The organism is Citreimonas salinaria (assembly GCF_900107235.1).
In the GTDB taxonomy this organism is placed as follows: domain Bacteria; phylum Pseudomonadota; class Alphaproteobacteria; order Rhodobacterales; family Rhodobacteraceae; genus Citreimonas; species Citreimonas salinaria.
Genome location: NZ_FNPF01000016.1, coordinates 86830 through 100716, shown reverse-complemented (window position 1 = coordinate 100716; position 13887 = coordinate 86830). Strand labels below are relative to the sequence as shown.

Sequence of the window (13887 nt, the reverse complement as noted above, 5' to 3'; positions counted from 1 at the left end):
GGCGAAGGTCGCCACGGTAAGCATGCTGGTCGCGACGATGGTCAGGATGGTCTGCGTCGCGCTTTCCGGTATGTCCACCGGCAGGTCCTGCGGCAACAAGGCGGCGGAATAGTGCGCCGCCGCCACCGTCGCCAGCGCCGCGAGCGAGAGGACCGCCGGCAGGAACCACATCTGGAGCGCGAGCTGGCGCAGTCTGACAAGGAGCTTCATGCGGCGTCCCGGACCAAGGAGGCGAGGCTTGCGGCCGTGCCCGACCGCCGGTGACGGGCGCGTGCGTCTGACTCACTGCTTTGGGAACATCCCTGCGCGGGTCGCTGTTCCCCCGTGCACGAGATTTCAGTATGGTGCCGTTGGACGGTCGGGCGTGCAAGGGAGTGCGGCAAGGACCACCGAGCTACCGGCGAGACTTCTATGGCGCCGTCGAACGTCCGGCGTCGGATGCCATGCTGCGCCTGCCACGCCGCGCCACCGCAAGTCCGCTTTCTGCCTTTCGTGACGGGCGGCTCGGCGGGGGCGGCAGCGATCGCGTCGCCGCCGCGAAAGACTTGGAGACCGCCCAGCCGACGTTGAGCTTCGGCTTGATGCTACAGGTGGGGAGGGGTTCGAACCTCCGAGTAACGGTTTTCGAGACCGTTTTTGGGGCAGGGTGGGGATGTCGCATCCTTATTTATATGGGTCCGCTCGAACAATATGCGCGGGTTCGGCACGCTGAGCGGTGTAAGACGGCATAGTTGGGCGGCATAGCATCCAAGCGTCGCACTACCTCCCTGTGAGGCGGCTTCCCTCAGCCGACGCGGGCACTTGATCAGGAGGATATTGGCACTATCACCATCGGGGTGCGATGGTCTGCTTCGAGCCCAAGTTGACCACGGCGTTCCAAGTCAAGTTCGCGTGTGCAGCGAAGCAAGCTTCGTCGCAATCGGCCCGGAGCGGACCTTCAGTTTGATCCGCCGTTCCCTGAGGGTTTGCCGAAAGCCTCCCTCAGATCTTCTCACTGACCGTCAACCCCAGTATGCGAATCAAGCTTGCGCGAATTCCGCGACCATGTGGTAAACTGCGCAGGTATCGTGACGGTGCCCCATGGCATGTTGCCATAGCTTTCAGGACCGCGAAGATGGCGATTCTCGCTTACGCCACCCCCACGGACGATCAGATTGCCTGGCTCGACGCGGCCAGCGCGCCGGATCTCCTGCCTGCCCATCTTGTTGCGTTCCTGCAATGCGGCGTCAGCATCACCTTGGGCGCGTGCGGCCGGACCGGGCGGCCTGTTGTCGGGTCCGGCGTCGCCTGCCGCGTGAGCGGGATGAACACCGTGCGCGTCCTGCTCTCGCGGCGCACCGAAGCGGCCGTGATCGACGCCGTCGAGGGCGGCAGCGCCATCGCGGCGACCTTCTCGCGCGCGCGGGACCACAGGTCGATCCAGCTGAAGGCCTCGCGCGCCCTTGTCCGGCCGGTCGCGCCGGATGACGCGAGCGAGGCGGCGCGGCAATGCGCACTCCTGGCGGACGATCTCGTCGAGCTTGGCTACGCGCGGGCCCAGGCGGACGTCTATGCCTTGCTGGGGGCGCCGGACCTCGTCTCGCTCGAGTTCCGGCCCGAGCGCGTCTTCACCCAGACGCCCGGTCCCGGTGCCGGGGCGGAGTTGCCGCGATGAGCGCCGTCGACCTGCGCGCGCTCCGCGGATCGATGGAGGGCTTCTGCGCGTCCACCTTGTGCACTTGCGACGAGGAAGGCCTGCCCAACGCCTCGATGATCAGCCAGGTGCACTGGGTCAACGAGGACCACGTCGCGCTTTCCTACCAGTTCTTCAACAAGACGCGTCGGAACCTGCTCGCCACGCGACAGGCTTGCGTTCAGCTCTTCGACCCCTCGACCCTCGCGATCCATCGGCTCGACCTCGACTACGTGGAGACGCGCACCTCGGGCCCGCTCTTCGAAACAATGAAGGCCAAGCTCGCCGGCATCGCCTCGCATCACGGGCTCGAGAAGGTGTTCCGGCTGCTCGGCGCGGACGTCTTCCGCGTGGTGGCGGTGGAGCAGGTGCAGCCGCCATCGGCGCCGCCTGCCTGTCGCAGCGTCTCGCTTCTCACGGCGGTGCGGGCCTGCGTCGACGACCTTGCGCGCTGCCGGGACTTCGATGACCTCGCCGATGCCGTGCTCGACGGCATGGTCCGTCACCTCGGTATCTCCAATGCGATACTTCTGATGGCGGAATGCGACGGGCGTCTCTTCGCGCTCGGCTCGCGCGGCTACGCGGTCTCCGGCATTGGGGCCGAGATCCTGCCGGGCGAGGGTGTCATTGGCATTGCTTCGCGCGAGGGCGTGCCGATCCGCATCGGCCACATGAGCGCGGAATATCGCTACGGCGCAGCACTTGGCGCCGCGGCGCGCAGTGCGGGCCTCATCGCAGAGGAACCGCCCGGTGTCCCCTTCCCAGGCCTCGGCACGCCGCACAGCCAGATCGCGGTTCCCGTCATGGCGGCGGGCCGAGTCCTCGGCGTCCTCTTCGCGGAGTCGGACGAGGTCATGCGCTTCGACCACGAGTGCGAGGACGCGCTTCTGCTCGTCGCGACCCACCTTGGGGCGATGATGGCGCTCCTGCGTGAGGAGGACGCGGAGGAGACGCCGCCCGCACACGTTCCGGCTGTCCTGCCAGGGGGTGGCGTGACGGTCCGCCGCTACCCGCGCGACGACAGCTTGTTCATCGGCCACGACTACCTCATCAAGGGCGTGGCGGGCGCGATCCTCTGGCGGCTCCTGCGGGAGCACACGACGACCGGGCGCACCGACTTCACCACCCGGGAGCTGCGTCTCGACCAATCACTGAAGCTGCCGGACCATGCCGAAAACCTCGATGCACGTCTCGTGCTCCTGCGTCGCAGGCTTGAGGAGCGCGGAGCTTGCCTCCAGATCGAGAAGACGGGCCGCGGCCTTTTCCGCCTCGTCTGCCGCTGCCGGATCACGCTTGAGGAAGTCGGAAAAGCGGACGCGATTGAGGTCGCCTGAGGCATCTCACGATCCTGTGAGTATTTCTTTAGCATCCATTTAGGCTTTCGTGACGCGAGACTTAGCAAGCCTCGCGCCGTGGCCCACCTTATAGAGCTCCACAGGAGGCGGAACCGCCAGAGCAGCCGGCGGAATCGCCCCACCCGACACCACCGAAACCGACGGCGCGGCATGCGCCGCCTTCCACCGACCCGAGAGGGCCCGGCCCTGAAGCCGTGCCCGGAAGAGAGACGAGATGAAGACCGACATCCTCAAGACGCGCCTTCGCGGCACGCTCATCACGGCGTTCGAACCGCGCCTCGGCGCAGAGACCGACGCGCTCACCTGGAACGGCCGCAAGCCGGCGCGCCGAGCGAAGCTCATCGTCCGTGCGGCCTGCGCCCAAGACGTGGCCGAGGCCGTGCGCTTCGCATCCGTGAACGGCCTGAGCGTGTCGCCCAGGGGCGGCGGGCACCAGTTCACCGGCATCGCCGCGCAGGCCGACATGGTGATCGACCTTGGCGCCCTCGACGGCCTGAAGCTCGACACCGCGGCGCGCACCGCCCGCGTGGAGCCTGCCGTGACCAATGCCCGCCTGGCCGCCGCGCTGGAGCGCCACGGCCTCGCCTTCCCGCTCGGCCATTGCGGCAGCGTGCCGATGTCGGGTTACCTGCTCGGGGGCGGCGTCGGCTGGAACTCGGCCGAATGGGGCTTCGCCTGCTTCTCGGTCACGGCCGTCGAGGTTGTCCTCGCCGACGGGCGCATGGTGACTGCCAGCGCCGAGGAGAACGCAGACATCTACTGGGCCGTGCGCGGCGCGGGGCCGGAGTTCTTCGGCGTCGTGACCCTCTATCACCTGAAGCTTCAGGAGGCCGCGAAGGCCACCAGCACCACGATCAGGATCTACCCGGCCGCGATGGTCGCCGAGGTCGCGGACTGGGCGGAGACCGTCATGGCGAAGGCGTTGCCTTCCGTCGAGTTCACGACGAAGGTCACGCCGACGCCGGACGGCCCCGTGCTCGCCGCGATGGCCACCGTCTTCGCCAGGACCGACGCCGAGGCCTGCGCGATCCACACCGCCCTGGGGGAAGGCGCCCCCGAGGCGCTCCAGGTCATCGGCCCCATGCCCACGCCCATCGGCGCGCTCTACGAGGCGACGGAGCCTTCCATGCCGAAGGGACGGCGCTACGCCGTCGACACACTCTGGTCGGAAGCCCGTTACGGCGAGATCCTGGCGCGCGTCGCCCACGGCATGACGCTTGCGCCTTCGGAGGCGAGCATGGCGCTGGTCGTTCTGCGTTCGAACGCCGTCGCAACTCCGACAGACGCCGCCTTTTCCTGCCACGGGCGTGTCTTCGGCGCGCTCTACGCGATCTGGGAAGACGACGACGCAGACGCGGCCAACATCGGATGGCTCCGGGCCACGATCGACGGCGTCGCGCCCCTCTGCACCGGCGCCTATGTGGGCGAGGCCGATCTCGACCGTCCCGACCGGGTCCTGCGGACGCTGAGCCCGGAGGCTCGGTCGCGCCTCCAGCACCTTCGCGGACTCCACGATCCCCGCGGCCGCTTCCTGCGCCGCGCCGGCACCTCGGCCATTGCCGCCGAGTGAAACGATCCCGCGCGGAGCCTCCGCGCCGGAACCACCACAACAACCATTTACCCAGACGAAGGAGAGACCCTCATGACCATCCACCGCACCCTCCGCGCCGCGCTCCTGGCGGGCATGGCGCCGCTTGCCGCCGCAGCGCAGGGCATTGAGTTCGGCCCAGACATGCAACTCGGCGAAGGCACCGTGCGCGCCTTTGCCGAGACCGACGCCGCGGGCATCGCCACGCGCATCGGCATCGAGATGAGCGAAGACGCCGTTGGCACCCTCGGCCACGACATGATCTTCGTCACGGTGCCGCTGCCCGAGGTCGCGCTTGAAGCGGGCTACGACCACGTCTCGCTTGACTGGATGCCACACGGCCACGCTCCCGGCGATCTCTTCGGCGTGCCGCATTTCGACGTGCACTTCTACATGACCACGGAGGCCGAGCGGCTGGCCATCGACCCCGCCGATCCATTCTTCATGGAGAAGGCCGCGAACCGACCCTCCGCAGACCTCATGCCGCCGAACTTCATGCCGCCGCCGGAGCTCGATCCAATCCCGGCGATGGGCGAGCACTGGCTCGATGTCACGGACCCGGTCTTCGCAGGACAGCCCTTCGAGGCGGTGCTGATCTACGGCGCCTGGGACGGCGACGTGATCTTCGTCGAACCGATGGTGACGCGCGACCTCCTGCTTTCCCGCCGCGACTACGGCGGGGCGCTCGGCCAGCCCGCCCGCGTCGAGGCGCCCGTGTCGCTCCCGAACGCGTGGAGCGTGTCCTTCGACGCAGAGACCGGCGTCCACGTCGTCTCGATCGACGCACTCGAGGCGCGCGGTCCGGACGAAGGGATCGCCGCGCCGGCCACGAACTGAGCCATCGTTTCCGGGCGGCACATCGCCGCCCGGGACATCTGGAGCGCCTGCATCGGGCTGAAGCCGGCCGACACGACCGGCACCCTGCGCGGCCCCCGTCATAATGCCCTTGGGCACCGAGAGGAGACTTGCAATGACCATCCACTTCACCCCCGCCAAATCGGCTACGGGAAAAATCCGCCTGAGCCGCGTGCTCGGCCACCACGAGATCCGCCGCCGGCCTTCCGGGCCGAGTTGATGCGGATCCCGCGGTTTTCGCGCGCGCCTTGACCTCGGGTGCCAGAAACGGTCTCAATCGTGGCAGGGACTTTCGTCCGCAACGATACAATCTGAGGGAGACAACCGATGACCAGACCGATCCTTGGGGCCGCGCTGGCTGCGGCAACCGCGCTGGGCGCAGCAGGCGCAGCGACCGCGCAGGACGCGCAAGAGACGTTCATCAGCATCGGCACCGGTGGCGTCACCGGCGTCTACTACCCGACCGGCGGCGCGATCTGCCGCCTGGTGAACCGCAACCGCTCCGAGCACGGCATCCGCTGCGGCGTCGAATCCACCGGCGGGTCGGTGTTCAACATCAACGCCATCCGCAACGGCGAGCTCGAGTTCGGCGTGGCGCAATCCGACTGGCAGTACCACGCCTACGAAGGCACCTCGCGCTTCGAGGAGCAGGGCGCGTTCGAGGAACTGCGCTCGGTCTTCTCGGTCCACCCGGAACCCTTTACCGTGGTCGCGCGTGCAGACGCTGGCATCGAGACGTTCGAGGACCTCAAGGGCAAGCGCGTCAACGTCGGCAACCCCGGTTCCGGCCAGCGCGGCACCATGGAGGTGCTGATGAACGAGATGGGCTGGACCATGGACGACTTCGCCGTGGCGTCCGAGCTTCAGGCCGCCGAGCAGAGCCAGGCGCTGTGCGACAACAACATCGACGCGATGGTCTATACCGTCGGCCACCCGTCGGGCTCGATCCAGGAGGCGACCACCGCCTGCGACAGCGTGCTGGTCGACGTCGACAACGAGGCCGTGGACACGCTGGTCGAGGAAAACCCCTTCTACCGCAAGGCGACCATCCCGGCCGGCATGTATCGCGGCAACGACGAGGATACGCAGACCTTCGGCGTCGGCGCGACTTTCGTGACCTCGTCGGAGGTGTCCGAGGACGTGGTCTACCAGGTGGTCAAGGCGGTGTTCGAGAACATCGACCAGTTCCGCAGCCTGCACCCGGCCTTCGCCAACCTCGACCCCGAGGAGATGGCCAATGACGGCCTGTCCGCGCCGCTGCATGCCGGCGCCGAGCGCTACTTCCGCGAGGCCGGCCTGATCGAGTGATTCGGTCCGGCGGACCGCTCTCGGCGGTCCGCACGCGAACAGGGGGCTGCCGACCGGCGGCCCCCATCTGCCAGTCAGGCCGCCGCGGCGGCTCGAATCGGGGGCCGATGCGCGGCCCCTGCATGACCAGGCCGGGGCTGGGACAAGGCGCCGGGCGCAGGGGAACGGGACGGCGGCGGTCAAGGTCCGGCCGCAGTGCAGGGGAGCCGGGATGAGCGAACGGAACGAGGCCGGCGGATCGGGTCGCCATTTCACGGACGAGGACCTGCAGGATCTCGTCACTTCCAGCGACAGCGGGGCGCGCAGCCCGTCCTCGCGTCCGGTCGCGCTGCTGATCGCCGGGCTGGCGCTGGCGTGGTCGCTTTTCCAGCTCTGGATCGCACAGCCCCAGCTTTGGTTCGCCGAGTACCTGCCCGCGCTCAACTCGTCGCAGACGCGGCCGATCCACCTGACCTTTGCGATGGTTCTGGCGTTCCTGGCCTATCCGGCTTTCACGTCTTCTCCGCGCCATCGCATTCCGCTGGTCGACTGGGCGCTGGCAGCGATCGGCGGGTTCTGCGCATTCTACGTCTTCCTGGCATCCGACACGCTGGCGATGACCGCGCGGTCGGGCCTGCCGACCGAGTTCCAGGTCTGGGTCGGCGCGATCGGGCTAGTCGTGTTGCTCGAGGCGTCGCGTCGCGCGCTCGGCCCCGCGCTGACGATCGTGGGCGCGCTTTTCCTGCTCTACGCCTACATGGGGACCGGCTGGCTGATCCCGGAACTGATCGAGCACGAGGGCCTGAGCTTCACCGCGCTGATCAACGCGCAGTGGCTGGACACGGCGGGCGTGTTCGGCATTCCGCTCGGCGTTTCAACAGCTTTCGTGTTCCTCTTCGTGTTGTTCGGTTCGCTGCTCGACAAGGCCGGGGCCGGCAACTACTTCATCAAGTTGGCCTTCGCGGGCCTTGGCCACCTGCGCGGCGGGCCGGCCAAGGCCGCGGTGGTCGGCAGCGCGATGACCGGCCTTATCTCCGGCTCGTCGATCGCCAACGTGGTCACCACCGGCACCTTCACCATCCCGCTGATGAAGCGCGTAGGCTTCACCAGCGAGCAGGCTGGATCGGTCGAGGTCGCGTCCTCGGTCAACGGGCAGATCATGCCTCCGGTCATGGGCGCGGCCGCCTTCCTGATGGTCGAGTTCATCGGTATCAGCTATCTGGAGGTCATCAAGCACGCCTTCATACCGGCGGTCATCTCGTACATCGCGCTGGTCTACATCGTGCATCTCGAGGCGCTGAAGAAGGACATGCCGGCGCTGGGGAAGGCCAAGAGCTTTCCGCTGATGATCCTGAAGTTCTTCGTGGGCTTCGCCGTGGCGGGCGCGGGCTTCACCGTGCTGATCTACGCGATGAACGCGCTCGAGGCGGCGCTGCCGTCGCTCGCCGCGCCGATCTCGATCGCGGTGCTGCTGGGTGTCTATGTCCTGCTGGTCGCCATCGCAGCGCGGCGCCCCGATCTGGAGGTCGACGATCCGAACGATCCCGAGATCAAGCTACCCACCGTGGCCGAGGTCTACGCCACGGGACTGCACTACATCCTGCCGATCCTGGTGCTGGTCTGGTTCCTGATGGTGGAGCGGCAAAGTCCGGCGAAATCAGCGTTCTACGCCACGTCTCTCATGCTGTTCATCATCGTCACGCAGCGCCCGCTCAAGGAGCTGTTCCGTGGTGAAGGGGGCGCCTTGGGAGCAGAGATCAGGAACGGTTTCATCGACTTGATCGACGGTCTCATCGCGGGCGCGCGGAACATGATTGGCATCGGCGTGGCCACGGCGGCGGCGGGCATCATCGTCGCCACGGTGACCAAGACGCCCATCGGGACCGAGCTTGCCGGCCTGGTCGAGCAACTGTCCTTCGGGATCCTTTTCCTGATGCTGGTGCTGATCGGGCTGTTCTCTCTGGTCCTCGGGATGGGGCTGCCGACGACGGCGAACTACATCGTCGTGTCGTCGCTGATGGCGTCCGTGGTGGTCAGCCTGGGCGCGCAGGAAGGCTTGATCGTGCCGCTGATCGCCGCGCACCTGTTCGTGTTCTACTTCGGCATCATGGCGGACGTGACGCCGCCGGTGGGGCTGGCCAGTTTCGCTGCCGCCGCGGTATCTGGCGGCGACCCGATCAAGACCGGCTTCACGGCGTTCTTCTACAGCCTTCGCACCGTGGCGCTGCCCTTCCTGTTCATCTACAATCCCACGCTGATCCTGTACGGCGTCGACCTGGGCACCTGGGCCGGCATTGGCGAGGCGGTCTTCGTTTTTGTGGTCGCCACCTTCGCCATGTTGCTGTTCGCGGCGGCGACGCAGGGCTATTTTCTGGCCCGGTCGCGGATCTTTGAAAGCGCTGCGCTGCTGCTGGTGGCCTTCACGTTCTTCGTGCCGAACGTTTGGCTGGACATGGTGCAGCCGCGCTTCGAGGAGGTACCGCCGGCGCAGTTCGAACAGGTCCTGGCCGAAGTCCCCGAGGGAACGCGCCTGCGCCTTCGGATCGAGGGGCCGGACTTCAACACCGGCACGGTGGCCGAGACAACGCTGGTCATGTTCGCCGAGGGCGACAGCGCGCAGGAGCGGATCGCCAATTCAGGGCTTCTGCTGATGCCCGAGGGCGACACCGTGCGGCTGGACGAGCCCATGTTCGGGACCGAGGCCGCCGAGAAGCTGGGCAATTTCGACTTCTACGCCGAGGAGCCTGTCCGGCTGGGGCAGGTGCAGGTGCCGCGCGACAGGCTGCCCGCGCAGGTTTTCTACATTCCCGCGCTGCTGCTGCTGGCCCTCGTGATCGTGTTGCAGCGCCGTCGCCAGACCAAGCCGGCCTTCTGAGGATCGCACCGATGTTCAACACCATCCTTCTGCCGATCGACCTGTCGGACGAAACCACCTGGGCCGCCGCCCTTCCGGCTGCATTGCGTCTGGGGGGCGACGACATCGTCCTGCACGTTGCCACGGTCCTGCCGGATTTCGGCATGTCTGTCGTCGGCAGCTTCTTCCGCGAGGGCTACGAGGAAGGCGCGCTCCACGAGATGGGCTCGCATCTGGCCGCCTGGGTCGACGCGCATGTCCCGGAAGGGGTCGAGGTGCATCCGCATGTCCTGCACGGCCGCGTATACGACGAGATCATCAAGGCCGGCGAAAAGCTGAACGTCGACGCCATCGTGTTGGCCTCGCACCGCCCGGAGCTGTCGGATTATCTGCTGGGCCCGAATGCCGCGCGGGTGGTCCGGCACGCTCGGCAATCCGTGTTCGTGGTGCGCGGCTGATGGGAGGGCACGTCTTCGGCCGCAGCTCGGCGCCGCTGCCCACCGCGGTGCGGGGCGAGGGGTGCTATATTTTCGATGCAAACGGGCGTGCTTGGCTCGACGGCTCGGGCGGGGCGGCGGTGTCCTGCCTTGGCCACTCGGATCCGGACGTGCGCGCCGCGGTGCATGCCCAGCTTGACCGGCTGGCCTTTGCCCATACCGGGTTCTTCACGTCCGAGCCCGCCGAGGCGCTGGCCGACCTGCTGGTCGAGAACGCGCCCGAAGGCATCGACAAGGTCTACCTGCTGTCCGGAGGCTCCGAGGCCGTCGAGGCCGCGATCAAGCTCGCGCGACAGTATTTCCTCGAGATCGGGCAGCCCGGCCGGCACCGGGTCATCGCCCGGCAGCAGAGCTACCACGGCAACACGCTGGGCGCGCTGGCCGCCGGAGGAAACGCCTGGCGGCGCGAGAAATACGCGCCGCTGCTGGTCGAGACGTCGCACATCGCGCCCTGCTACGAATACCGCTTCCGCGAGGACGCCGAGAGCGCCGAGGCCTACGGTCTGCGCACCGCAAACGAGCTGGAGGCCGAGATCGAGCGCCTCGGTCCCGAAAGCGTCATGGCCTTCATCGCCGAGCCGGTGGTCGGCGCCACCGCCGGGGCCGTCCCGGCGGTCGAGGGCTATTTCAAACGCATCCGCGAGATCTGCGGCCGTCACGGCGTGTTGCTGATCCTCGACGAGGTCATGTGTGGCATGGGGCGCACCGGCACGCTCTTTGCCTGCGAACAGGACGGCATTTCGCCCGATATCGTGACCATCGCCAAGGGGCTAGGCGCGGGATACATGCCGATCGGCGCCATGCTGTGCAGCGCCGCGATCCACGACGCGATCGCGCAAGGGTCGGGAAGTTTCCAGCACGGGCACACCTATCACGGCCATCCGCTGGCTGCCGCCGCGGGGGGCGCCGCGATCCGCGCGATCCTGGATCGCGGGCTGCTGCCTCGCGTGAGAGAGAAAGGTGCGGTGCTGGACGCCGCGCTGCGCGCCCGCTTCGGGCAGCATCCGCATGTGGGCGACATTCGCGGCCGTGGCCTGTTCCGCGCCATCGAGATCGTCGAGGATCGCGGGACGAAAGAGCCCTTCGATCCCGCCCGCAAGATCAATGCCAAAGTGAAGGCCGCCGTGATGAGCGAAGGCCTGATCTGCTACCCAGCCGGCGGCACGGTCGACGGACGCAAGGGCGACCACGTGCTGATCGCGCCGCCCTACATCATCGAGGACGACCAGATCGACGAGCTGACCGACAAGCTGGGCCGCGCGGTCGAGACCGCGCTGGGGTGATCGACGAGGCCGCCTTCAGGACCGGTCCCGCCGTTTCGCGCGCAGGGTCGGGTCCGCCTGTGTCGGGTCCTCGGGCCAGGGGTGGCGCGGATAGCGGGCGCGCATGTCCTTGCGCACGTCGACATAGGACCCGGCCCAGAACCCCGGCAGGTCCATCGTCACCTGCACCGGGCGTTGCGCAGGCGACAGCAGGGTGATCTTCAGCGGGCGCCCGGCGACCTGCGGATGCGTGGTCTGGCCAAACAGCTCCTGCAGGCGCAGGGCTATCTCGGGTTCGTCGCCCGAATAGTCGATGGGGATTTTCCGGCCCAGCGGCGTGGTGAAGCTGCCGGGCACCGATGCGTCCAGCGCCTGCCGTTGCGCGAAGTCCAACTGCGCCTCGAGCGCGGTCAGGATGTCGAAGCGTTTCCACTGCTCGGCGGTGGCGATGCCGCAAAGGAAGGGTAGCAGCCAGCCCTCGAGCGTTGCCATCAGCGCGGGCTCGGACAGGTCCGGCAGGTCGAACCCGCCGCCGCGGGCCAGCGCCACGCGCGCCATGAAGCGGCGCGCCCTGTCGCCGGGCGACAGGCCCAGCAACCGGACGCCGTCAAGCATGGCGCGCGAAAGTGCCTCGGGCGGCGCGTCGGCCCAGATCCGGTCGTCAAGAGCGATGGCGCCCAGCCGTTCCTGCTGACGCGCGATCACGCGGCGGTCGCGGCGCGACCACTCGCAGACGTCCATCCAGCCGATCCGGTCGGGGAACAACGCTCGTACCGCCGAAAGCGGGATCTCGATCGCCTGCCGGATGCGCGCCTCACGGGGGTTGCCGTCGGTGTCGGTCACCACGATCAACCGCGCGCCGGCCAGTGGGTCGGCATCGTCCATGCAGGCGCCCTTGCCGCCGGAAAGCTGGAAGCGCGCCGCATCGCCTTTGCGCCGCAACCCGATCCGGTCGGGATAGGCCAGCGCCGCCATCTCGGCCGGCGACAGGCCGGGGCGGATGCCCGGCCCGGCGGCCTTGGTGAGGCGTTTGGCCTCCGTCCGAATGCGCTCGATCCCGGCCCAGTCCATCGCGTGCGGGCGCGTCTCGGCATAGCGGCGCGGATCGCGCAGCGCCTCGAGCCGCAGCGACAGGTCGGCGGGTGCGCCGCGCAGGGGGTCGCGTTCGGACAGCAGGGCAGCCAGCGGCGCGGCGTCGGGTCCGACCTCGGTCAGCATATGCGCCAGGCGGGGGTGCAGCGGCAGCGTGGCCAGGCGCTTTCCGCGCGGCGTGATCAGCCCTCCTTCGTCGAGCGCGCCCAGCATCGTCAGCAGCGCGCGCGCCTCGGCGAAGGCGCCCTCGGGCGGCGGCGTGGGAAAGTTCAGCTGCTCGGGCGTGGCACCCCACACCGCCAGTTCCAGCGCGAGCGGTGCGAGGTCGGCCGCTTCGACCTCGGCCGGGGGGAACGCGGCCAGCGCGCCGTCCTCGCCCCTTGTCCAAAGCCTGTAGGCCACGCCCGGCGCGACGCGGCCCGCCCTGCCGGCGCGCTGCGTCGCCTCGGCCCGCGTCACGCGTTCGGTCACCAGCCGTGACATGCCGGCACCCGGGTCGAAGCGCGCCCGCCGCGCCCGGCCGCCATCGACCACCACGCGCACATCCTCGATCGTCAGCGAGGTTTCGGCGATGGCGGTGGCGAGCACCAGTTTTCGCTCCTCCGGCTCGGGGCGGATCGCGGCGCGCTGGTCCTTGAAGGGCAGGGCGCCGAAGAGCGGCCGCAGGCGCACGCCGGCAGGCAGGCGACCCTTCAGCGCGGCCTCGGTGCGGCGAATCTCGCCCTCGCCGGGCAGGAAGGCCAGCACGCCGCCTTCGGTCTCGGCCAGCGCCTGAACGATTAGGTCGGCCATGGCGGCCTCGAAGCGCGCACCCTTGGCGACGGGCCGGTCGAGCCAGCGCGTGTCGACCGGGAAGGCGCGGCCTTCGGACGTCACCACCGGCGCGTCCATCAGCGCGCCCACCGGCTCGGCATCCAGCGTCGCGGACATCGTCAGCAGCATCAGGTCGTCGCGCAACGCGCCCGCAATCTCGAGGCACAGCGCCAGCCCCAGATCCGCGTTGAGCGAGCGTTCGTGGAACTCGTCGAAGATGACCGCGCCGATGCCGGGGAGCTCGGGGTCGGACTGGATCATGCGGGTCAGGATGCCCTCGGTGACGACCTCGATCCGGGTGGCCTTCGACACCTTCGCCTCGCCCCGGATGCGGTAGCCGACGGTCTGGCCGAGATCATCACCCAGCGTCTCCGCCATCCGGGCGGCGGCGGTGCGCGCGGCGATGCGGCGCGGCTCGAGCATCACGATGCGGCCCTGCACCAGCCCGGCGTCCAGCATCGCCAGCGGAACGCGCGTCGTCTTGCCCGCACCGGGCGGCGCCTGCAGCACGGCACGGCCGCGCGCGCGGAGCGCGTCGAGCAGGGCGGGCAGGGCGTTGTCGATGGGCAGGCGCATGGGGCGCGTTATGCGGCAGCGCGTCGGGCTTGGCCA

Annotated in this window: 10 protein-coding genes; 8 read left to right on the top strand and 2 right to left on the bottom strand. The window is 68.6% G+C overall.

Features of this window, described 5'->3' with window-relative positions; all coding sequences use genetic code 11:
- Positions 1-210: DUF2254 domain-containing protein (locus BLW27_RS16635; RefSeq protein ID WP_143042315.1), on the bottom strand; the 210-nt coding region annotated here is incomplete at its 3' end.
- Between the two features lie 904 nt (positions 211-1114).
- Here BLW27_RS16635 and BLW27_RS16630 point away from each other — a divergent pair.
- The 8 genes from BLW27_RS16630 to BLW27_RS16595 all read left to right on the top strand — a co-directional run bounded on the left by BLW27_RS16630 (position 1115) and on the right by BLW27_RS16595 (position 11391).
- Entirely contained in the window at positions 1115-1654 is a 540-nt protein-coding gene (locus BLW27_RS16630; RefSeq protein ID WP_089885002.1) for a hypothetical protein, read from the top strand.
- Positions 1651-3006, top strand: coding sequence for a GAF domain-containing protein (locus BLW27_RS16625; RefSeq protein WP_089885000.1), 1356 nt, complete (start codon positions 1651-1653; stop codon positions 3004-3006). The genes BLW27_RS16630 and BLW27_RS16625 overlap by 4 nt, the downstream gene beginning before the upstream one ends.
- Before the next feature lie 235 nt (positions 3007-3241).
- Positions 3242-4597 carry an FAD-binding oxidoreductase gene (locus tag BLW27_RS16620; protein ID WP_089884997.1) on the top strand — a complete coding sequence of 452 codons (1356 nt, stop codon included), beginning with the start codon at positions 3242-3244 and terminating at the stop codon, positions 4595-4597.
- A 72-nt stretch (positions 4598-4669) separates the two neighbouring features.
- Positions 4670-5452 (top strand): hypothetical protein, encoded by a 783-nt coding sequence (locus tag BLW27_RS16615; protein WP_089884995.1) that lies wholly within the window; start codon positions 4670-4672, stop codon positions 5450-5452.
- A 345-nt stretch (positions 5453-5797) separates the two neighbouring features.
- Positions 5798-6778: a TAXI family TRAP transporter solute-binding subunit gene (locus tag BLW27_RS16610; protein ID WP_089884993.1), complete on the top strand. Its 981-nt coding sequence runs from the start codon at positions 5798-5800 to the stop codon at positions 6776-6778.
- Between the two features lie 211 nt (positions 6779-6989).
- On the top strand, positions 6990-9632 hold the full coding sequence (locus BLW27_RS16605; protein WP_089884991.1) for a TRAP transporter permease: 2643 nt from the start codon (positions 6990-6992) through the stop codon (positions 9630-9632).
- 11 nt (positions 9633-9643) lie between these two features.
- Positions 9644-10069, top strand: coding sequence for a universal stress protein (locus BLW27_RS16600; protein WP_089884989.1), 426 nt, complete (start codon positions 9644-9646; stop codon positions 10067-10069).
- The gene (locus BLW27_RS16595) at positions 10069-11391 is read left to right on the top strand and encodes an aspartate aminotransferase family protein (RefSeq protein ID WP_089884987.1); all 1323 of its coding nucleotides are present in this window, start codon (positions 10069-10071) and stop codon (positions 11389-11391) included. Before BLW27_RS16600 ends, BLW27_RS16595 begins: the two co-directional genes overlap by 1 nt.
- A gap of 15 nt (positions 11392-11406) precedes the next feature.
- Here the strand turns inward: BLW27_RS16595 and hrpB are convergent, their stop codons facing one another.
- On the bottom strand, positions 11407-13851 hold the full coding sequence (hrpB, locus tag BLW27_RS16590) for an ATP-dependent helicase HrpB (RefSeq protein ID WP_089885022.1): 2445 nt from the start codon (positions 13849-13851) through the stop codon (positions 11407-11409).
- Positions 13852-13887 lie beyond the last annotated feature (36 nt).